General features: G+C 67.7%; 21 protein-coding genes. 19 read left to right on the top strand and 2 right to left on the bottom strand.

Translation table 11 applies throughout. From position 1 onward, the window contains the following. Positions 1-49 precede the first annotated feature (49 nt). The 18 genes from AC0VYP_RS04080 (at position 50) to AC0VYP_RS04165 (ending at position 15,435) form a co-directional block, all read left to right on the top strand. Positions 50-1,333, top strand: coding sequence for a serine hydrolase domain-containing protein (locus AC0VYP_RS04080; protein ID WP_475472563.1), 1,284 nt, complete (start codon positions 50-52; stop codon positions 1,331-1,333). A gap of 161 nt (positions 1,334-1,494) precedes the next feature. Beyond that, complete coding sequence (gene rpmE / locus AC0VYP_RS04085; RefSeq protein WP_285761920.1) at positions 1,495-1,704, top strand: 50S ribosomal protein L31; 210 nt, start codon at positions 1,495-1,497, stop codon at positions 1,702-1,704. A 113-nt stretch (positions 1,705-1,817) separates the two neighbouring features. Next, positions 1,818-2,885: a peptide chain release factor 1 gene (gene prfA, locus AC0VYP_RS04090; protein WP_475472564.1), complete on the top strand. Its 1,068-nt coding sequence runs from the start codon at positions 1,818-1,820 to the stop codon at positions 2,883-2,885. Beyond that, positions 2,882-3,739 carry a peptide chain release factor N(5)-glutamine methyltransferase gene (gene prmC / locus AC0VYP_RS04095; RefSeq protein WP_285761922.1) on the top strand — a complete coding sequence of 286 codons (858 nt, stop codon included), beginning with the start codon at positions 2,882-2,884 and terminating at the stop codon, positions 3,737-3,739. The genes prfA and prmC overlap by 4 nt, the downstream gene beginning before the upstream one ends. 23 nt (positions 3,740-3,762) lie before the next feature. Further along, positions 3,763-4,509 carry an L-threonylcarbamoyladenylate synthase gene (locus AC0VYP_RS04100; protein ID WP_475472565.1) on the top strand — a complete coding sequence of 249 codons (747 nt, stop codon included), beginning with the start codon at positions 3,763-3,765 and terminating at the stop codon, positions 4,507-4,509. Positions 4,510-5,126: 617 nt separating this feature from the next. Beyond that, positions 5,127-6,290 carry an MraY family glycosyltransferase gene (locus AC0VYP_RS04105; protein WP_475472567.1) on the top strand — a complete coding sequence of 388 codons (1,164 nt, stop codon included), beginning with the start codon at positions 5,127-5,129 and terminating at the stop codon, positions 6,288-6,290. 220 nt (positions 6,291-6,510) lie between these two features. Next, positions 6,511-6,960 carry a hypothetical protein gene (locus AC0VYP_RS04110; RefSeq protein ID WP_475472569.1) on the top strand — a complete coding sequence of 150 codons (450 nt, stop codon included), beginning with the start codon at positions 6,511-6,513 and terminating at the stop codon, positions 6,958-6,960. 78 nt (positions 6,961-7,038) lie between these two features. After that, positions 7,039-7,248, top strand: coding sequence for a hypothetical protein (locus AC0VYP_RS04115; protein WP_475472570.1), 210 nt, complete (start codon positions 7,039-7,041; stop codon positions 7,246-7,248). A 138-nt stretch (positions 7,249-7,386) separates the two neighbouring features. After that, positions 7,387-8,235, top strand: coding sequence for a F0F1 ATP synthase subunit A (atpB, locus tag AC0VYP_RS04120; RefSeq protein ID WP_475472572.1), 849 nt, complete (start codon positions 7,387-7,389; stop codon positions 8,233-8,235). 116 nt (positions 8,236-8,351) lie between these two features. Continuing rightward, on the top strand, positions 8,352-8,555 hold the full coding sequence (atpE, locus tag AC0VYP_RS04125) for an ATP synthase F0 subunit C (protein WP_133742835.1): 204 nt from the start codon (positions 8,352-8,354) through the stop codon (positions 8,553-8,555). A 49-nt stretch (positions 8,556-8,604) separates the two neighbouring features. Then, positions 8,605-9,147: a F0F1 ATP synthase subunit B gene (locus AC0VYP_RS04130; protein ID WP_285761928.1), complete on the top strand. Its 543-nt coding sequence runs from the start codon at positions 8,605-8,607 to the stop codon at positions 9,145-9,147. Beyond that, positions 9,147-9,956 (top strand): F0F1 ATP synthase subunit delta, encoded by an 810-nt coding sequence (locus AC0VYP_RS04135; RefSeq protein WP_475472575.1) that lies wholly within the window; start codon positions 9,147-9,149, stop codon positions 9,954-9,956. The genes AC0VYP_RS04130 and AC0VYP_RS04135 overlap by 1 nt, the downstream gene beginning before the upstream one ends. A gap of 108 nt (positions 9,957-10,064) precedes the next feature. After that, positions 10,065-11,708 carry a F0F1 ATP synthase subunit alpha gene (atpA, locus tag AC0VYP_RS04140; protein ID WP_475472576.1) on the top strand — a complete coding sequence of 548 codons (1,644 nt, stop codon included), beginning with the start codon at positions 10,065-10,067 and terminating at the stop codon, positions 11,706-11,708. A gap of 3 nt (positions 11,709-11,711) precedes the next feature. Continuing rightward, entirely contained in the window at positions 11,712-12,629 is a 918-nt protein-coding gene (locus AC0VYP_RS04145; RefSeq protein ID WP_475472578.1) for a F0F1 ATP synthase subunit gamma, read from the top strand. A 5-nt stretch (positions 12,630-12,634) separates the two neighbouring features. Continuing rightward, the gene (gene atpD / locus AC0VYP_RS04150; RefSeq protein WP_475472580.1) at positions 12,635-14,077 is read left to right on the top strand and encodes a F0F1 ATP synthase subunit beta; all 1,443 of its coding nucleotides are present in this window, start codon (positions 12,635-12,637) and stop codon (positions 14,075-14,077) included. 95 nt (positions 14,078-14,172) lie between these two features. Then, positions 14,173-14,574, top strand: a complete 402-nt coding sequence (locus AC0VYP_RS04155) for a F0F1 ATP synthase subunit epsilon (RefSeq protein ID WP_475472581.1) — start codon at positions 14,173-14,175, stop codon at positions 14,572-14,574. 22 nt (positions 14,575-14,596) lie between these two features. Further along, positions 14,597-15,082, top strand: a complete 486-nt coding sequence (locus AC0VYP_RS04160; protein WP_285761935.1) for a DUF2550 domain-containing protein — start codon at positions 14,597-14,599, stop codon at positions 15,080-15,082. A 56-nt stretch (positions 15,083-15,138) separates the two neighbouring features. Then, positions 15,139-15,435, top strand: a complete 297-nt coding sequence (locus AC0VYP_RS04165; protein ID WP_285761936.1) for an MTH1187 family thiamine-binding protein — start codon at positions 15,139-15,141, stop codon at positions 15,433-15,435. 45 nt (positions 15,436-15,480) lie between these two features. On the opposite strand, the gene AC0VYP_RS04170 is transcribed toward AC0VYP_RS04165, so the two are convergent. Next, complete coding sequence (locus tag AC0VYP_RS04170) at positions 15,481-16,077, bottom strand: cob(I)yrinic acid a,c-diamide adenosyltransferase (RefSeq protein ID WP_285761937.1); 597 nt, start codon at positions 16,075-16,077, stop codon at positions 15,481-15,483. Between the two features lie 457 nt (positions 16,078-16,534). Between AC0VYP_RS04170 and AC0VYP_RS04175 the strand changes: the two genes are divergently transcribed. Next, positions 16,535-17,488 (top strand): peptidoglycan recognition protein family protein, encoded by a 954-nt coding sequence (locus AC0VYP_RS04175; RefSeq protein WP_285761938.1) that lies wholly within the window; start codon positions 16,535-16,537, stop codon positions 17,486-17,488. A gap of 125 nt (positions 17,489-17,613) precedes the next feature. Here AC0VYP_RS04175 and AC0VYP_RS04180 read toward each other — a convergent pair whose 3' ends face one another. Then, positions 17,614-19,104 carry a carboxyl transferase domain-containing protein gene (locus AC0VYP_RS04180; protein ID WP_285761939.1) on the bottom strand — a complete coding sequence of 497 codons (1,491 nt, stop codon included), beginning with the start codon at positions 19,102-19,104 and terminating at the stop codon, positions 17,614-17,616. Between the last annotated feature and the right edge of the window lie 2 nt (positions 19,105-19,106).

A 19,106-nucleotide genomic window follows, 5' to 3' on the forward strand; every position in this document is an offset into this window, starting at 1 on the left:
CGCCCCGGTGGTCAATAGAGTGCGCGACCCATGATCGAATTGTCAGGCAATGGAGACTAATCGCCGGATACCGGTTGCAGGCGCCGCGCTGACGGCTGCCGTATTGCTGACGCTGAGTCAGGGATGCCAGCTGACGGACATCGGATGGGCACCGGTCGGTCGAGCCGCGGCGGCCCCCCTCGCGCCCGACCCGCCGCAGATTCCGGCCGACGAGCGCGCTTCTCTCCAGGAACGACTCGACGAGGTGGTCACCGAAGGCTCCAGCGGTGTCGTGGCCGAGCTCGTGGTCACGGGGCCGGGCGGCTCCGATGTCTGGACCGGGACCTCGGGGACGGCCGACCGCGCCACCGGGGCGCCCATCGATCAAGGCGCGCATTTTCGCATCGCGAGCATCTCCAAGCCCTTCCTCGCCACGGTTCTGCTCGAACTCGTCGGAGAGGGGCGGGTCGAGCTCGACGGCACCGTCGAGGAATATCTCCCCGGGCTGCTCAACCGTGGTGACGAGGTCACTCTTCGGATGCTCCTGAGCCACACCAGCGGCATCTACAGCTTCAGCAGGTCCATGCCGCCCGTGCTCGGTACTCCGGATCGGCAGTGGCGGCCCGAGGAGCTCGTGGCCATCGCCAACGAGCACGAGTTCGTGTTCGAACCCGGCCAGGGCGGGGGCTACTCCAACACCAACTACGTACTCGTCGCCATGGTCATCGAGAAGGTCACCGGGGTTCCCTACGACCAGGAGGTGAGCCGCCGACTCCTGGAGCCGCTGGGACTGGACCAGACGTTCATCCCCTCGACCGTTGACATGCCCGCCCCGGTTCTGCACGCCTACCTCCCCGTGCGGGCCTTTCCCGGCGCCGAGCCCGAACCCGCCGAGATCACCGAGTTCAACCCGACGCGCTGGTACGGGACCGCGCAGATCGTCTCCACCGTCGCCGATGTCAACCACTTCTACACCGAACTGTTGGGCGGGAAGGTTCTCGATCCCCCCGAACTCGCCCAGATGCTCACCGTGCAAGGCCTCAGCCCGCAGCAGGGCTACGGTTACGGGCTCGGCCCCCATCAGCGAAGGCTCTCCTGCGGAGTCCAGGTATGGATGCACTCGGGACACATCCCCGGGTACCGGACATGGACCGTGCACAGCGAGGACCGGCATTTCACCATGTTCCAGGCCCGTTTCGACGCCGACCCCGACGCGCCCGCCTGGAGCGTCATCGAAACAGCCCTGTGCCCACCGGAGACGGGAGGCCCGCGTCCCGAGGTCCCGTCGGCTCCGCCCAGCGAGGCCCCCTCGGCGCCGCCCGGCGAGGCCGGAAGGGGCTCCTCCTCGGGGTAGGACCAGGGGTGCGGAATACACGCTGGACGATTGCGGTTTGAAGGTCTGGCAAACTGGTGTATTGACCGCCGCGGTACCGGTTCGCGCATGCCCCCGTCCATTCGGGATGTTCATCGCTGCGCGCGTGCGTCCGGCGACCGCACCTAGCGAGGAGATCCACGATGCAAGCTGGCATTCACCCCGATTACAACGTGACCACGGTTACCTGCACCTGCGGAAGCACCTTCGTGACCCGCAGCACCGCCACCGGTGGCAGCATCCGTACCGACATCTGCTCGGCCTGCCACCCGTTCTACACCGGCAAGCAGAAGATCCTGGACACCGGCGGCCGCCTGGCCCGCTTCGAGAAGCGCTTCGGCAAGCGCAAGTAGCGTTCGAGCCGGCGACGGCGCCGACCGCTCCTGCGGTCCGGCGCCGTCGATACGGGCCGCGCGGGAAAGACCGCGCGGTTTTTCGAACCGACGCTTTCGATGGGGACTACCAAGTGAAGCTGGACGATCTTCTCGGCGAGTACTACGAGCTGGAACAGCAGCTCGCCGATCCCGCCGTGCACGCCGATCCGTCCCAGGCGCGCAGACTGGCCAAGCGCTATTCCCAGCTCACCCCCATCATCAGCACCTACCGTGAGCTCCAGCAGGTCGAGAACGACATCCAGGCCGCCAACGAACTGGCCGCCGAGGACCCCGACTTCGCAGCCGAGGCCAAGGAGCTCACCGGCCAGCGCGAGCAGTTGATCGACCGCCTGCGCCAGCTCCTCATCCCGCGCGACCCCAATGACGACAAGGACGTCATCCTGGAGGTCAAGGCGGGCGAGGGCGGTGAGGAGTCCGCCCTGTTCGCCGGGGACCTGGTCCGGATGTACCTGCGCTACTCCGAGCGGCAGGGCTGGAAGACCGAGGTCATCGACGCCACCCACTCCGACCTGGGCGGTTACAAGGACATCACGATCGCGGTCAAGGCCAAGGCCAGTGCCGACGCAGGACACGGCGTGTGGAACCAGCTCAAGTTCGAGGGCGGCGTGCATCGCGTGCAGCGCGTTCCCGTCACCGAGTCCCAGGGGCGGATCCACACCTCCGCCGCCGGTGTGCTGGTCGTACCCGAGGCCGAAGAGGTCGAGGTCGAGATCCACGAGAACGACCTGCGCATCGACGTCTACCGTTCCTCCGGCCCCGGTGGGCAGAGCGTCAACACCACCGACTCCGCGGTGCGGATCACGCACAAGCCGACCGGCATCGTGGTCTCCTGCCAGAACGAGAAGAGCCAGCTGCAGAACAAGGAGTCGGCGATGCGGGTGCTGCGCGCCCGACTGCTCGCCGAGGCGCAGGCCAGCGCCGACGCAGAGGCCCAGGCCGAACGCAAGAGCCAGGTCCGCACCGTCAACCGCTCCGAGCGGGTGCGCACCTACAACTTCCCCGAGAACCGCATCTCCGACCATCGGGTGGGTTACAAGGCCTACAACCTCGACCAGGTGCTCAACGGCGACCTCACCGGGGTCCTGACCGCGCTCATCGACGCGGACACCAAGGAGAGGCTGGAGGCCGCACAGCAGTGAACCTCCTGCTCGACGAGGTGGCGCGGGCGACCCTGCGGCTTGCTGAAGCCGGCGTCGCCTCGCCCCGCACGGACGCCGAAGAACTTGCCGCCTTCGTGCACGGCGTCCGTCGAGGAGGGCTGCACGGTGTCGCCGACGGTGACTTCGACGCCCGGTACTGGGAGTGCGTGGCCAGGCGTGCGGCCCGGGAACCGCTGCAGCACATCACCGGCCGGGCGTTCTTCCGCTACCTGGAGCTCCGGGTCGGCCCCGGCGTCTTCGTGCCCCGGCCCGAGACCGAGATCATGGTCTCCTGGGCCATCGACGTACTGCGCGCCATGGATGTAGCCGACCCGCTCGTGGTGGACCTGGGAACCGGTTCGGGGGCGATCGCCATCTCCATCGCCCAAGAGGTGCCGCGTTCCAGGGTGCACGCGGTCGAACTCGACGACGTCGCGCTCGCCTGGGCCAGGCGCAACATCGAGGACAGTGGGCACGCCGACCGCATCACCGCCCACCGGGCCGACATGCGCGACTGTCTTGCAGAGTTCGCCGGCCGGGTCGATCTGCTGATCACCAATCCGCCTTACGTTCCCACCGATGGTGCCGAGCAGATCCCGCCCGAGGTCCGTGACTACGACCCCGCACCGGCGCTGTGGTCCGGCGCGGACGGACTCGACATGATCCGCACCTTGGAGGGTGTCGGTCGTCGGCTGCTGCGCCCCGGGGGATACCTGGGGATCGAGCACGGCGACGGCCAGGGCATCGACATCCCCCGGCTGTTCCCCGAGGAACAGGGGTGGCGGGACGTGCTCAACCACAAGGACCTGGCCCGCCGCGACCGTTTCGTGGTCGCCCGCCGCGCCGATGACTGACCTGGACGAACCGAGGTGACGTTGTGAGCCGCAGCTACGACTGTGGGGACGAGGAACAGCGCAAGACGGGGATCGCCGACGCGGCCTCCACCGTCCGTCGGGGGGAGTTGGTGGTATTGCCCACCGACACCGTTTACGGTGTCGGTGCCGACGCCTTCAGCCCCAGCGCGGTGGCCGGGCTGCTCGCGGCCAAGGGCCGGGGCCGGGACATGCCGCCCCCCGTGCTGGTGGGGTCGGTGCGTGCCGCGCAGGCGCTCATCGAGGACCTCGGCAACCACGGCCAGGACCTGATCGAGGAATTCTGGCCGGGACCGCTCACCATCGTGTGTGCGGCCACCCCCAGTCTGTCCTGGGACCTCGGTGACACCAAGGGCACGGTCGCGGTTCGGATGCCCATGCATCCGGTCGCGCTGGAACTGCTCAAGGACGTCGGTCCGATGGCTGTCAGCAGTGCCAATGCCTCCGGGAACCCCGCCGCGACCACAGCGGCTCACGCCGCCGAACAGTTGGGAGACAGCGTTGCGGTCTACCTGGACGGCGGTCCGTGCGCGGATGAACTGCCCTCCACCATCATCGATCTGACGTACGCGGTACCGCGGGTGCTGCGCTCGGGTGCCATCCCCATCGAGCGGCTGCGCGCCGTGTGCGGAACGGTCATCGCAGAGCTGAAGACCACCCGTCCGGCGCCCGGCGAGGCCAAGGAACCCTCCGAGCCCGACGCTCCGGCAGATCGCGGCCAAGGCCCCGCCGCCCCCGAACCGGACGCCTAGCAGCTTCTCGATGCGCGACTGTCGGGAGACAGCGGTGGCCGACTCCGCCGCCCTGGACACCCCCTTGTACGACCGGGGCCGCGTGCCGGCCGGACAGCAGCCACGGCCGAGGAGCACCGCCCAACCGAGGGATGCGGGGCCGGGCGTCGTAGGGCCCGTTGTTTACGGGCCGTGGCCGGGCGTGGAGTACGACGATCGGAACAACGTCTTCGGTCGTTCCGGTCGTCCTGACGGTCGGGTGACGGACCGGCCCTCCTTGCTGGGCATCGTGCCGCGAGTGGCGGACGTGTCGCGTCCCGGGTTTCCTGTCCGGGGCGTGGCTTGTTTCGGGCGGAGGGGCCTCAGGGAGCGGGCAGGCCGTCTCTCTGCTCAGGAACAGGCAGCCGCGCCCCCTGGGGTCTGCTCGGGGGCCGGACGGCGGCGCAGGGGCGGTTCCATCGGAGGGCGGATCCCGAGAAAACGGGAATCCGTTGACACCGGCGGAACGCAACCGGAGTATCGGACATGCCGTCAGCGTCTCCGGGATGCTCCAGAAGTGCTACCGTCGTGGCCATCCACCACCCGTCGCATGCCGCGCCATAGGCGCGGCCGCGCAACCGGAAGGTCTCTGCAAAGCCGTGCGTGAGTACGCGTTGACGTTCGTCATCGCCGTGGCGGTCACCTACCTGCTGACCCCCTTCGTGCGTCGTGCCGCGATCGCCTTCGGGGCGGTCCCGCCGGTCCGCGACCGCGACGTGCACACCGAACCGATCCCACGACTGGGCGGGATCGCGATGTACGGGGGATTCGCCGCAGCGCTCCTCATCTCGGCACAGCTGCCCCACCTCCAGGAGATCTTCTTCGACCAGACGTGGTGGCGCGGTCTCCTGCTGGCCGGCGGGATGATCACCCTGCTGGGCATCGTCAACGACCGGTGGGGGATCTCGGCCGTCCCCAAGCTCGCCGGACAGGTGGCGGCGGCCGGCATCCTGGTGTGGCAGGGCGTGCAACTGTTGTGGCTGCCGTTACCCGGTACCACCCTGGTCCTCGGCCCGGAACTCGGTTCGGTGATGTCGGTACTGCTGATCGTGGTCACCATCAACGCCGTGAACTTCGCGGACGGCCTGGACGGTCTGGCAGCGGGGATCGTGGCGATCTCGGCCTTCGCCTTCTTCGCCTACTACTACGTGGTCGCCGTCAACCAGGGGTTCGACCGCCAGTCCTACCCGGCGATGATCGCGATCATCCTGGCCGGGGTGTGCATCGGTTTCCTCATCCACAACTTCAACCCCGCCCAGGTCTTCATGGGCGATACGGGGTCGATGCTGATCGGCCTGCTGCTGGCCTCCATCACGATCACGGTGACCGGCGAGTTCCAGGCGAACTCGGTGACGCGCTTCGACGCCAGCGGGCTCGTCGCGATGCTGCCGATCATGCTTCCGTTGCTGGTCCTGGCGTTGCCGCTGGCCGACCTCGTTCTGGCGGTGGTGCGTCGGACACTGGCCGGAAAATCGCCGTTCGCCCCGGACAAGAAGCACCTGCACCACCGGTTGCTGGAACTGGGACACTCCCACGCGCGTGCCGTCCTGCTCATGTACCTCTGGGCGGCGATCATCTCGTTCGCCGCGGTTTCGCTGTCGATCTTCGACGCGCCGCTGATGGTGCTGACCGTTACCACATTGGTAGCCATCTGTGCGCTTGGCCTGATCACGCTGCCGCGGCTGCGCCGACGGCGTGCTGTGCTCCGGGCGCGACAGGCCCGCGCACGAAAGGGCGGCCCCGGCGCCGTGGACCAGCGGTGACCCCGGTGGTGAAGGCAGTCGGCCCTCCAGGCAGCTCAGCGAGTGGGAGCCATGGGGGACACCCGCGTGAGGCATCCGACATCGGTACCGAATCCGGCGGTGTTTCGGCACACCATGCGTTTTGTAGGCAAGAGGTAAAGGTGCCCCCGGATCTGGTGCTAAAAACCTTGTGATAGCTTTCACGAGCAAGCACCCCACTGAACAGCACCGGAGCTTCTTCATGCAGGAACACGACGCCCGGATTCTCCGAGGCGCCGCGATTCCCACACTGATCATCGGAGTCGGCGCCACAGCGCTCTTCGCCCTGCTCTCGGGTACGGCCGGAGCGGCCGGAGCCTTCTCCGCGCTTCTCCTTCTCCTCCTCTTCTTCGGCAGCAGCGCGGTTGCCGTCTCCCGGATCAGCAAGCGCAACCCCGAGCTCTTCATGCCCGCCATGATGGGGGCGTTCCTGGTCAAGGCGGTGCTGCTTGCCGTCGCGCTGGTCCTGCTGCGCGGCGTCAACTCCCTGGCCTGGATGGACATGACGGCGTTCGCCGTCACCGCGCTGCTCGGAGTGGTCGCCTGGCTGGGGGGACACACCTACGTCCTGGCCACCTCCACGACCCTTCACGTCGAGCCGGAGTCCGTGTCCACCTCCCCCGGCGGGGAGCCAAAGCATGAGAACGCGTGACCCCCGCGGTCGGCGCGGCCAGGTTCATGGACCCCGCCAAGCATCCCCCCGTTGCATCCTGCTATCTTCCGGAGCGAGATGAGCGAGTCGCGCAAACCGGAAGAAACCCCGATCGACGGGGTCGGCACGCTGTCGTTGCTGATATCCGGCATGATGGTGTGGGGCGGCGCCGGCTGGCTGGTCAACCGATTAACGGATCACCAGGCGCTCTTCCTCCCCATCGGCATCCTGTTCGGACTCGGACTGGCGATGTACATGCTCTTCGCCAGGCTGCACCCCCGACACTAGGTGTCACCCCTCCTTCGCCCGCGACCGAGACCCGCCACGGGTCCGGTGTGACGCGGGCGAAGAAGCCGCCGCAGACCGCCCTTGCCGGTCCGCTCGGAACTGACCAGTCTCTCTTGATTCACGACGGAAGGGTTCGCCGTGAGTGCTGACACGCTCAACCTCGCTGCCGAGGGCGGTGGTGGTCTGTTCACGCCAGGAGGTCCCGGTTTCGAAGCCCCCTCCGTCGGGATCTTCTTCCCGTCCCCCTGGGTCAACTACGACATCCCGATGACCAGCGGCATCACCAAGTACGCGGTGCTGCTCGCGGTGGCCTCCGGCCTGGCGCTGCTGTTCCTGTGGTGGACCTCGCGCAAGCAGTCGCTGGTCCCCAACCGCAGCCAGAGCATCGGTGAGATCTTCTTCCTGTTCATCCGGGAACAGATCTCGCGGCCCATGATGGGGGTGAAGGGGGACAAGTACCTCCCGCTCCTGATCTCGCTGTTCATTTTCGTGTTCGCCATGAACATCATGGGAATCATCCCGTTCCTGCAGCTCCCGGTCACCAGCAACCTGTCCTACCCGGTAGGTATCGCGCTGGTCGTCTACGTCACGTTCATCGTGGTGGGGATCCGCTCGCAGGGCGGGGTCGGCAAGTACCTCAAGGGCGCGGTCGTGCCCTCCGGTGCCCCCGGTTGGATCCTGCCGCTCCTGGTCCCCATCGAGATCATCTCGAACTTCCTGATCCGCCCGGCGACGCACGCCATTCGTGTGTTCGCCACCATGTTCGCGGGGCACCTGCTGCTCGCGACCTTCGCCGCCGCCGGCTGGTACATGTTCAACCCCGCCGCGGGCCCGCTGTTCGGGACCATCTCGGTCCTGTTCTCCGGTGCCTCGTTGCTGGCGTTCGTCGTGTTCACAGCCTTCGAGCTGGTGATCATGTTCTTGCAAGCCTTCGTGTTCACGCTGCTCGCGGCGCTGTACATCGGTCAGGCGCAGGAGGCGCACTAGGCCGTAAGGCCGGTGTGCCACGTTTTTCCCGACACCGACCATCCAGCGCGTCCAGTCCAGGGTGCGCTTGACCCCCAAACTGGCCCAGTGTGGCCATGATCTTCAAGGAGAAGTCCATGGAAGGCAGCCTGAACGTCATCGGTTATGGCATCAGCGTCATCGGTGCCGGCATCGGTGTGGGAATCGTGTTCGGTATGGGCATGCAGGCCATCGCCCGCCAGCCCGAGGCCCGCGGCCCCCTCCAGACCAACATCTACATCGGCTTCGCGCTGATCGAGGCCCTTGCGCTGCTCGGCTTCGTTCTCGCGTTCGCCATCTAAGGCGAACCGGCGAAGGAAGTAGGCAATCGAACGTGAAGGGGCGCTGACCATGTTGGGCTTGGCCGCCGAAGAGAACGTTCTGCGGATTCACATCGATGAACTCGTCTTCGGCCTCATCGCCTTCGTTCTGATCTTCGTGCTGGTGTACAAGTACGCCGTCCCGCGGATCACGAAGATGCTCGACGAACGCGCCGACTCCATCGAGGGCGGCATCGAGCGGGCGAAGCAGGCGGAGGCGGGAGCCGAAGAGCTGCGCCAGCAGTACAGGGAGAAGTTGGAGGAAGCCCACCGGTCCTACGCGGCAGAGCTGCAGAAGGCCGGTGAGCAGCGCGCCGCCATCCTGGCGGAGGCGCGTGAGGAGGCCCAGGTCGAGGCCCGCCGCATCATCGAAGCGGCGCACGCCCAGATCGAGGCCGACCGCCAGCACGCCCTGCACCAGCTGCGCACCGAGATCGGGACGCTGTCCACCGATCTCGCCACCCGCATCGTCGGCGAGACTCTCGCCGACAACGCCGCGCAGGGCCGGGTCATCGACCGGTTCCTCGCCGAGTTGGAGCAGGACCAGAGCACCCAGCAAGCCGAGGTGCGCTGATGCGCGGACTCAGTCGAGCTTCGCTGGAAGAGGTGACGCGGCGTCTCGACGCCGTCCTGACCTCGACCGAAACCGCCACGCTGGGACACGAGCTCTTCGAGGTTGTGGCTCTCCTGCACGGGGAGCGCTCCCTGCGTCGATGGCTGGTCAACCAGTCAAGGACCCCTGAGAGCAAGTCCGGGCTGATCGGCTCCCTCCTTGAGTCGAAGGTGTCGCCGGCCACGATTCTCGTGGCCAGCGACATCGTCCAGGCAAAGTGGTCCACGGGCCGCGACATGGTCAACGCCGCCGAGCAGGTGGCCGTGTTCGCCACGGTCGCCGGCTTGGCGGCCGACCAGCGCCTGGGTGAGCTCGAGGACGAGCTGTTCCGGTTCGGCCGGATCGTCGCAGCCCAGCCAGAACTGCGCGCCGCACTCACCAACGACGCCGTCGGGGTGGGGCACAAGCGGGCCCTGGTGGAGAACTTGCTCTCGGGCAAGGTCAGTGCCGCAGCGCTCGCGCTCGTCACCGAAGCCGTGAGCCGGCCGCGGGGACGTACCCTTGAGCAGGGTTTGGACCACTTCGGCCAGTTGGTCGCCGAGCGGGCCAAGCGCTACATCGCCGTGGTGCGCACCGCAGTTCCCCTGAGCGCTCCCCAGCAGTCCAAACTGCAGGAGGTACTCACCCGGGTGTACGGGCGGGCTATCCACCTCAACATCGAAATCGCCCCGGAAATTGTGGGTGGGCTCTCCATCCGCGTGGGCGACGAGGTTATCGACGGCACCGTCGCCGGGCGCATCGCCGAGGTCCGGCGGCGCCTGGCCGGCTGACCTGACGAATCACCGAAGACGCACGGCGTCGGTTCCGAACCGGCGCGACGAGAGCTACGCGGCGCCGGCAGGTTGGCCGTGTAACGGAGAACAAAGGACATACGTGAGATGGCGGAGCTGACGATCCGACCGGAGGAAATCCGGGACGCGCTGCAGCGCTTCGTCCAATCGTACGAGCCGGATGCCGCCGCACGCGAGGAGATCGGGACCGTCACCTACTCCGGTGACGGCATCGCCCGCGTCGGTGGCCTTCCCTCTGCGATGGCGAACGAGCTGCTGGAATTCGAGGACGGCACTCTGGGTATCGCCCAGAACCTGGAGATCGGCGAGATCGGTGTCGTCGTCCTCGGTGACTTCACCAAGATCGCGGAGGGCCAGCCGGTGCGCCGCACCGGTCAGGTTCTCTCGGTGCCGGTAGGCGACGCCTACCTGGGCCGCGTGGTCAACCCCCTCGGCCGTCCCATCGACGGCCAGGGTGAGATCGAGACGTCACAGCGTCGCGAGCTCGAACTGCAGGCACCCACGGTCATGCAGCGCCAGCCGGTCGGCGAGCCGCTGCAGACCGGCATCAAGGCCATCGACGCGATGACCCCCATCGGTCGTGGCCAGCGCCAGCTGATCATCGGTGACCGCCAGACCGGCAAGACCGCGGTCTGCATCGACACGATCATCAACCAGAAGGCCAACTGGGAGTCCGGCGACCCCACCAAGCAGGTGCGTTGCATCTACGTGGCGGTGGGCCAGAAGGGCTCGACCATCGCGAGCGTGCGCGGTGCGCTGGCCGAGGCCGGCGCGCTGGAGTACACCACGATCGTGGCGGCTCCCGCTTCGGACCCCGCGGGCTTCAAGTACATCGCCCCCTACACCGGTTCGGCCATCGGCCAGCACTGGATGTACGAGGGCAAGCACGTCCTCATCGTCTTCGACGACCTGACCAAGCAGGCCGAGGCCTACCGTGCGGTCTCGCTGCTGCTGCGCCGCCCGCCGGGCCGTGAGGCCTACCCGGGTGACGTCTTCTACCTGCACTCCCGTCTGCTGGAGCGCTGCGCGAAGCTGTCCGACGAGCTGGGCGCGGGTTCGATGACCGGTCTGCCGATCATCGAGACCAAGGCCAACGACGTGTCGGCCTACATCCCCACCAACGTCATCTCCATCACCGACGGCCAGGTCTTCCTGGAGTCCGACCTGTTCAACCAGGGTCAGCGCCCGGCGATCAACGTCGGTGTGTCGGTGTCGCGAGTCGGCGGCGCCGCGCAGACCAAGGCCATGAAGAAGGTCTCGGGCACGCTGCGCCTGGGCCTGGCCCAGTACCGCGACCTGGAGGCGTTCGCCGCCTTCGGTTCGGACCTGGACGCCGCTTCCAAGGCTCAGCTCGAGCGCGGTGCCCGCCTCATGGAGCTGCTGCGCCAGGGCCAGTACTCGCCGTTCCCGATGGAGGAAGAGGTCATCTCCATCTGGGCGGGTACCACCGGCAAGCTCGACGACGTTCCGGTCGAGGACATCCGCCGCTTCGAGGGCGAGTTCCTGGACTACCTGCGCCGCGAGCACGGCAAGGTTCTCGACGGCATCCGTGAGAGCGGCAAGCTCGAGGACGGCGCCATCGACACGATCACCGAGTCGATCGCGGAGTTCAAGAAGGGTTTCCAGACCACCTCCGGTTCCATCCTCGGCAGCGAGGAAGAGACCGAGGCGCTGGAGCAGAGCAAGGTCGGCCAGGAGACCATCAAGGTCGCCAAGACCGGCGGGAAGTAACCCATGGGTGCACAGCTTCGCGTTTACCGCCGGAGGATTCGCTCGACGAAGTCGATGGCGAAGATCACCCGTGCGATGGAGCTGATCGCCGCCACGCGCATCACCAAGGCACAGCGCGCGGCCGAGGCGGCCGGGCCCTACGCGCGGGAGATCACCCGCGCGGTCTCGGCGGTGGCGGCTCGCGTCAGCGACCACCCGTTGCTGACCGAGGCACAGAATCCGGTCCGGGCCGCTGTCCTGGTCATCACCAGCGACAAGGGTCTTGCCGGCGGATACACCACCAATGCGATCAAGGAAGCCGAAGGTCTCTCCACGCTTCTGCGCGAGCAGGGCAAAGAGGTCCTGACCTACATGGTCGGACGCAAGGGCATCGGCTTCTACAACTTCCGTGAGCGGCCCCTGGCGGGTGCGTGGGACGGCTTCACCGAGCGTCCCACCTACCAGCACGCCAAGGAAATCGGCGCGGCCCTGATGGACAAGTTCATCCAGGACACCGCGGAGGGCGGTGTGGACGAGATCCACATCGTCTCGACCGAGTTCGTCTCCATGATCACTCAGCGGGCCGGCGCCTACCGGGCGCTTCCGCTGGAGGTCGAGGAGGTCAACGCGGAGGAGCTCGAGACCTCGCAGGGCGGCCCCGTGCCGTTGTACGAGTTCGAGCCCTCACCTGAGGAGGCGCTGGACCAGCTGCTTCCCCAGTACGTGACGAACCGGATCTACTTCGCGCTTCTTGAGTCGGCCGCGTCGCAGCAGGCGTCGCGTCGCGCCGCCATGAAGGCCGCGACCGACAACGCCGAAGAGCTTGTCAAGAACCTGACCCGCCAGGCCAACCAAGCCCGCCAGGCGGAGATCACCAACGAGATCAGCGAGATCGTCGGCGGCGCTGACGCGCTCGCTGGTGCCAGCGCGGGGAGTGAGTAAGAGAAGTGACTGCGACTGTTGAAGGGACGGCCGCGCCCGGTACTGTTACCGGCCGCATCGCCCGGGTCACCGGCCCGGTCGTCAACGTGGAGTTCCCCGTCGGCTCCCTGCCCCCGATCTACAACGCCCTGCACACCGAGGTCACGCTCAGCGGCGCGACCAAGACGATCACGCTAGAGGTTGCCCAGCACCTCGGCGACAACCTGGTGCGCACCATCAGCCTCGCCCCCCAGGACGGTCTTGTCCGGGGTGCCGAGGTCCGCGACACCGGCGAACCGATCTCGGTTCCGGTCGGCGACGTCGTCAAGGGACACGTCTTCAACACCCTGGGCGAGCCCCAGGACGTCTCCCTCGCGGAGCTGAACGTCACCGAGCGCTGGCCGATCCACCGCCAGGCCCCGGCCTTCGACCAGCTCGAGTCGAAGACCGAGATGATGGTGACCGGTATCAAGGTCATCGACCTGCTCACCCCGTACGTGCGTGGTGGCAAGATCGGTCTGTTCGGTGGTGCCGGTGTCGGCAAGACCGTGCTGATCCAGGAGATGATCACCCGTATCGCCCGCAACTTCGGCGGCGTGTCCGTCTTCGCGGGTGTGGGTGAGCGGACCCGTGAGGGCACGGACCTCTTCCTGGAGATGGGCGAGATGGAGGTCCTCCCGGACACCGCTCTCGTCTTCGGCCAGATGGACGAGCCCCCCGGCACCCGTCTGCGGGTGGCCCTGTCCGCCCTGACCATGGCGGAGTACTTCCGCGATGTTCAGAAGCAGGACGTGCTCCTCTTCATCGACAACATCTTCCGGTTCACCCAGGCGGGTTCCGAGGTCTCCACCCTGCTGGGCCGCATGCCCTCCGCGGTGGGTTACCAGCCCAACCTGGCCGACGAGATGGGCCTGCTGCAGGAGCGGATCACCTCGACCCGCGGCCACTCGATCACCTCGATGCAGGCGATCTACGTGCCCGCGGACGACTACACCGACCCCGCGCCGGCCACCACCTTCGCCCACCTGGACGCGACGACCGAGCTCTCCCGCCCGATCTCGCAGAAGGGCATCTACCCGGCGGTGGACCCGCTGGCCTCGTCCTCGCGCATCCTCGACCCGCAGTACGTGGGTCAGGAGCACTACGACGTCGCCCAGCGGGTGAAGGAGATCCTGCAGCGCAACAACGACCTGCAGGACCAGATCGCCATTCTCGGTATCGACGAGCTGTCCGAAGAGGACAAGATCATCGTGAACCGTGCGCGGCGCCTGGAGCGCTTCCTGTCGCAGAACATGTTCGTCGCCGAGAAGTTCACCGGCAACCCGGGGGTGTTCGTGCCGCTGGAGGAGACCATCGCCTCCTTCAAGGCCCTGTGCGACGGTGAGTACGACCACCTGCCCGAGCAGGCGTTCCTCGACGTCGGCAACATCGAGATGGCCGTCGAGAAGGCCAAGACGCTGCAGGGTTAGTAGCTGCGGGGACAGGGGTGCCGGTCGGTCGCGTATCGCGCCGGGCGGCCCCCGTTCTCCGCTGAAACAGCCCTCTACCTGAGGAGTATGTGGCAGTGTCGAAGAAGCTTTTCGTTGAGCTCGTCTCGCCCGAGCGTGAGCTTTGGGCCGGCGAGGGCGACATGGTGATCGTCAAGACCGTCAACGGCGAGATCGGTGTCCAGCCGGGACACGTGCCGGTGCTGGCGTTGCTCGCGCCGGGCGCTGTGGTGCGTGTGCTGGGGGCGAAGGCCGACGGTGAGATCCGCGCAGCCGTGCATGGCGGGTTCATCTCCGTCGCTTCCGGTAACCGGGTCTCGATCCTGGCCGAGATCGCTGAACTCGCCGATGAGATCGACGTCGATCGTGCCCAGACCGCGCTGACCGAGGCCGGTGCCGCCGGCCTTGAGGACGCCGAGGCGCGTGCGCGTGCAGCCCGGGCCCGCGGACGTCTGCGGGCAGCGGGAGAGGCCGCCTGACCGACGGCGTGCCGGGGAGACTTTGGGGGAGCAGCTGAACAGCGCGACGTGGTTCGATCTAGCCGAATGGCTGTTCTTCACGCTGCTCGCCCTGGCCCTCGTGGCGTTGCTCGGAGTGACCGTGCGCCGTTTCGCCCTGGAGCGTGGCGGCGGTGCGGTCGAGTGCTACCTGCGTCCAGCAACGGGCGGCCGGCATCCATGGCGGATGGGGTGTGCCCGTTACGGCAGCGAGGAACTGCGCTGGTATCGCATCTTCTCTTTGTGGCCGCGGCCGACAGCAGAGCTGTCGCGCCGCGGCCTCGTCGTTGTCGGCCGACGTGCTCCTGCGGGCGAGGACCTGCGTGAACTGACCGACGATCTCGTCGTCATCGAGGTCGCCTGGAGTGCGGCGGACGGTTCCGATCCCACGGAAGCCGTCCACGAACTCGCAATGAGCGAGGGTGCACTGACCGGATTTCTGTCCTGGCTGGAGTCCATGCCACCGGGCACGATCTGGCAGGCGGACTGAGCCGGGCCCGGGCGCTTCACCGGCCTTTCGAGGACCTCGACGACTACGATGGACCCATGATCGTCGCGTTTTCCGTGAGCCCTTTGGGCGAGGGCGAATCCGTCGCCCCCGCCGTGGCCAGAGCCGTCCAGGTCGTCCGCGAGAGCGGATTGCCCAATCACACCGATGCGATGTTCACCAGCATCGAGGGAGAGTGGGACGAGGTGATGGACGTCGTCAAACGCGCAACCGAGGCCGCGGGGGAGGGCGCGGGCCGGGTCACCCTGGTTCTCAAGGCCGACATCCGCGCCGGAGTCACCGACGGTTTGACCAGCAAGGTCGAGTCCGTCGAGTCGCTGCTGACCGAGGGGTAGCCCCCGGCCCGCGACGACCGGAGCCGGAAGCGTGCCTGCCGGTGGTCAGTCGCGCTGTCCGCCCGGCTTCCAGAGCACCTCGTCGCCGTCTGCCACCACTCGGCAGAGAATGAACAGCAGGTCCGAGAGCCGGTTCAAGTATTTGGCGGTCAGCGGGTTCACCGAGTCGCCGTGCGCCTCGATCGCGCTCCACGTGGTCCGCTCCGCACGCCTGGCCACCACCCGTGCGGTGTGCATCAGCGCCGCGATCGGGGGGCCACCGGGAAGGATGAAGCTGCGCAGCTTGGTGAGGCCGGCGTTGTAGTGGTCGCACGCCTCCTCCAGCCGGTCGATGTAGGCGGCCTCGACGCGAAGCGGCGGATATTTGGGGTCGGGAACCACCGGTGTGCAGAGGTCGGCGCCCACGTCGAAGAGCTCGTTCTGGACCCGGGACAGGAGCGCCCGTACGTCGTCGGCAACCTCGCCCAGCGACAGCGCGACACCGATTGCGGCGTTGGCCTCCTCCACGTCGGCATAGGCGGCCAGCCGTGCGTCGGTCTTGGCCGTACGGCTCATGTCCCCCAGTGAGGTGGAGCCGTCGTCGCCGCCCCGGGTATAGATCGTGGACAGGACCACGGGCTTGTCGGTATCGCGTTTGGTCATGGGGCTCACCCTAGCTAGGGGAGACGCAGGGCCGGCACGGGGCGATACCCGGACCGCCCCTCTGGGGAGCCGGCCCCGCTCTGGTCTCTTCCGGTGGCAGCGGTGGTGCTCCCCGCTGGGGTCCTCGTCTGTCGCCGGGAGAGACGTTCCCGTTGCGACCGGCTTGCGACCGGCCATTTTGTAGAGAAACCATGCGGGAATCCGTTTCTCCAGGCATCGTAGGAAGAGTGCGGAGAGTAGTTGATTCCCGACTTTGGGTCACAGTTTTCTCCGTGTCAGGTGGAACACGACACCACGGGCACCGTTCGCCCCGGTGTCCGTGTACCGCCTGCCGTGCGGGACGAGAACACAGCGGTGCGAAACCGGACGAGGTGAACGTGGCGCATCACCGCTGACGCAGGCACGGTCAACACCTTGAGTCCCTTCCCTTTGGGGCTCTTCAGCTTCTGGAGGTGCGGTGCCCCGACCCGAGAAGTACGTGTCCCGAGCCGATCTGGGCTGGGGGGAGAGCCCGGCCCAGGCGGCCGACCCCAAGTCCGGCTTGGTCATCCACTACGACTCCAGCAACCAGCGTTTGGCCGCCAAGGCACATGAGGAGTGCCTGGCCTACTGGCGGCGCACGAGAGATTTTCACACCGGGCCCAGTCGCGGCTGGGCCGACATCGGATATTCCTGGATGGCATGCCCGCACGCCTATGTCATCGAGGGACGCGGGCTGTTCCGGGTTCAGGCCGCCCAACCCGGCGGCAACTCCAGTCACTACTCGGTCACCCTGGCCACCGGCCCCACCGACGTCATCACCGACGGCCAGGTCAACGCCGTGCGTCAGCTCCGCCAGTGGTTGATGGAGCCGCGGTCCTCCATCGGCGGCACGGTGTTGGGCCACCGTGACTTCATTTCCACCTCGTGCCCCGGCGAACGCGCATACGCACTGGTCATCGACGGCACCTTCGCCAAGCCGCCCACCCCGACCCTCCAGGAGGACGACGTGCCCGGCCATCACCTGTTCAAAAAGACGACCGCCCAGCCGCTCGCCCCCGGCCAGTGGGCGTCGCTCCAGTTCACCGAACGCGACGGCATCTCCGGCGAGTTGTACGCCCTGGTCGGTGTGGACGAACCCAACGGAGCCCTCTACGACCTCTCGGTCGGGGTCACTGTCGAAGGTCTGGCCGCAGGAGAAGAGTTCCAACTGCGCGCCGTCGAGTACGAGAAGAAGGGGGACGCCTGGCAGCCGGTGCGCAACCGGCCGATCGACTCCCCGGTGCAGGCAGGGGGCAGCGGGCACTTCACCTATTCCTGGAAAGGCGATCTTGCCAAGGGGCGCCGCGTACGCATCCGGGTCGTCTCCTACGGCCGGACACCGGTGCGCGTCACCGATGCGACCGCCGACGTCTTCCACTGGGCGAGGTGACACGCGGTTGCCGAGCCCTTTGCGCCACCGCGCCCCGTTCCTCACGAGGAACGGGGCGCGGTGGTTCCTGAGCGCGTGTCGGACGACGTTCCACTGAGGCGGGTGCCTCCCGGATCGAGTCCGCCTCAGAGCCCCAGCCGGCGGTACCGGTCGTGTCGCGCGCGCAGCCGAGCGGCCTGCTCACGGTGGAACAGGATGGTCAGCTCGTACTCCAGTGCGGCGCCGAGGCGCCGGCAGAACGCCTCGGGTTCGTCGGCGGCGTCGTCGTGTTCGGCGACGATACGATCCACGATGCCGTTTGCGCGCAGTTCCACCGAGCGGACCCCCTGCTCGGCCGCCAGTAGCGGTGCTCTGTCCACGGTCCGGTGGACGATGGCGCTCGCGCCCTCGGGCGGCAGCGGGGACAGCCAGGCGTGTTGGGCGCAGATGACCCGATCGGCCGGTATCAGCGCCAGTGCCCCACCACCGGTCCCCTGCCCCAGGAGCACCGACACGGTGGGCGCCTCCAGAGTGACCAGTTCGGCCAGGCAGCGAGCGATCTGCCCGGCCATGCCGCGTTCCTCGGCGTCCTTGGACAGGGCCGCCCCCGGGGTGTCGATCAGGGTGACAAGGGGCAGCCGCAGCTCACGTGCGATGCGCATGCCCCGGCGGGCCTCGCGCAGCGCGGCCGGACCCATGGGGTGCTCGACACTCTGGCGGTTGCGGTCCTGACCCAGCAGTACGCACGGCGCCTTCCCGAAACGGGCCAGGGCGAGTAGGAGTCCCGGGTCGGACTCCCCGTCACCGGTGCCGTTGAGCGGGACGACATCGGTGGCGGCATGGCGCAGCAGCCTGCGCACACCTGGCCGGTCGGGTCGGCGCGAGCGCACGATGGAGTCCCAGGCGGCGATGTCGGGGATGTGCTCCTGACCCGGTTCGGGGGTGTCGGCGAGGGAGCGGGGGCGGGCCAACAGCACGTTCAGGGTGCGGTCGGCGATCGCCGGCAGGTGCTCGGCCTCCAACACCGCATCCACCAGTCCGCTGCGGTAGAGGTTCTCGGCGACCTGGACGCCTTCGGGGAACTCCTTGCCGTACAGCGCCTCGTAGACGCGCGGGCCGAGGAAGCCGATCAGAGCGCCCGGTTCGGCGACCGTCACGTGTCCCTGCGATCCCCACGAGGCCAGCACCCCACCGGTGGTCGGGTGGCGTAGGTAGACCAGGTAGGACAGCCCGGCGGCCTTGTGCGCGGCGATGGCCGCGGAGATCTTCACCATCGCCAGGAAGGCGAGAGTTCCCTCCTGCATGCGGGTTCCGCCGGAGGCGGGGGCGGCCAGTAGCGGCAGTCCCTCCTCGGTGGCCCGTTCGACCGCCACGACCAGGCGCTCGGCGGCGGCGGCACCGATGGAGCCGGCCAGAAAGGTGAACTCACTGGCGACGATCGCCACTCGGCGCCCGCGCAGCAGCCCCTCACCCGTCAGCACCGATTCGTCGCACCCGCTGCGTTCCCGGGCCCTGGCGAGGTCGGCCGCGTACCCCTTTCCGGGGCGGACGTCGATGGGGTCGGTGTCCCACGAGGTGAACGACCCCGGGTCCAGGGTGCGCTCGATCAGTTCGCGGGCGCTCTGCCGCTTGGCCATGT

This window comes from Nocardiopsis sp. iso_186 (assembly GCF_056173365.1).

Bases quoted from the DNA above. Each gene is read 5' to 3' on its own strand.
- AC0VYP_RS04080 (WP_475472563.1), top strand. From the start codon at position 50: ATGGAGACTAATCGCCGGATACCGGTTGCAGGCGCCGCGCTGACGGCT.
- rpmE (WP_285761920.1), top strand. From the start codon at position 1,495: ATGCAAGCTGGCATTCACCCCGATTACAACGTGACCACGGTTACCTGC.
- AC0VYP_RS04110 (WP_475472569.1), top strand. From the start codon at position 6,511: ATGCAGGAACACGACGCCCGGATTCTCCGAGGCGCCGCGATTCCCACA.
- AC0VYP_RS04115 (WP_475472570.1), top strand. From the start codon at position 7,039: ATGAGCGAGTCGCGCAAACCGGAAGAAACCCCGATCGACGGGGTCGGC.
- atpE (WP_133742835.1), top strand. From the start codon at position 8,352: ATGGAAGGCAGCCTGAACGTCATCGGTTATGGCATCAGCGTCATCGGT.
- AC0VYP_RS04130 (WP_285761928.1), top strand. From the start codon at position 8,605: ATGTTGGGCTTGGCCGCCGAAGAGAACGTTCTGCGGATTCACATCGAT.
- AC0VYP_RS04135 (WP_475472575.1), top strand. From the start codon at position 9,147: ATGCGCGGACTCAGTCGAGCTTCGCTGGAAGAGGTGACGCGGCGTCTC.
- atpA (WP_475472576.1), top strand. From the start codon at position 10,065: ATGGCGGAGCTGACGATCCGACCGGAGGAAATCCGGGACGCGCTGCAG.
- AC0VYP_RS04145 (WP_475472578.1), top strand. From the start codon at position 11,712: ATGGGTGCACAGCTTCGCGTTTACCGCCGGAGGATTCGCTCGACGAAG.
- AC0VYP_RS04165 (WP_285761936.1), top strand. From the start codon at position 15,139: ATGATCGTCGCGTTTTCCGTGAGCCCTTTGGGCGAGGGCGAATCCGTC.
- AC0VYP_RS04170 (WP_285761937.1), bottom strand. From the start codon at position 16,077: ATGACCAAACGCGATACCGACAAGCCCGTGGTCCTGTCCACGATCTAT.
- AC0VYP_RS04180 (WP_285761939.1), bottom strand. From the start codon at position 19,104: ATGGCCAAGCGGCAGAGCGCCCGCGAACTGATCGAGCGCACCCTGGAC.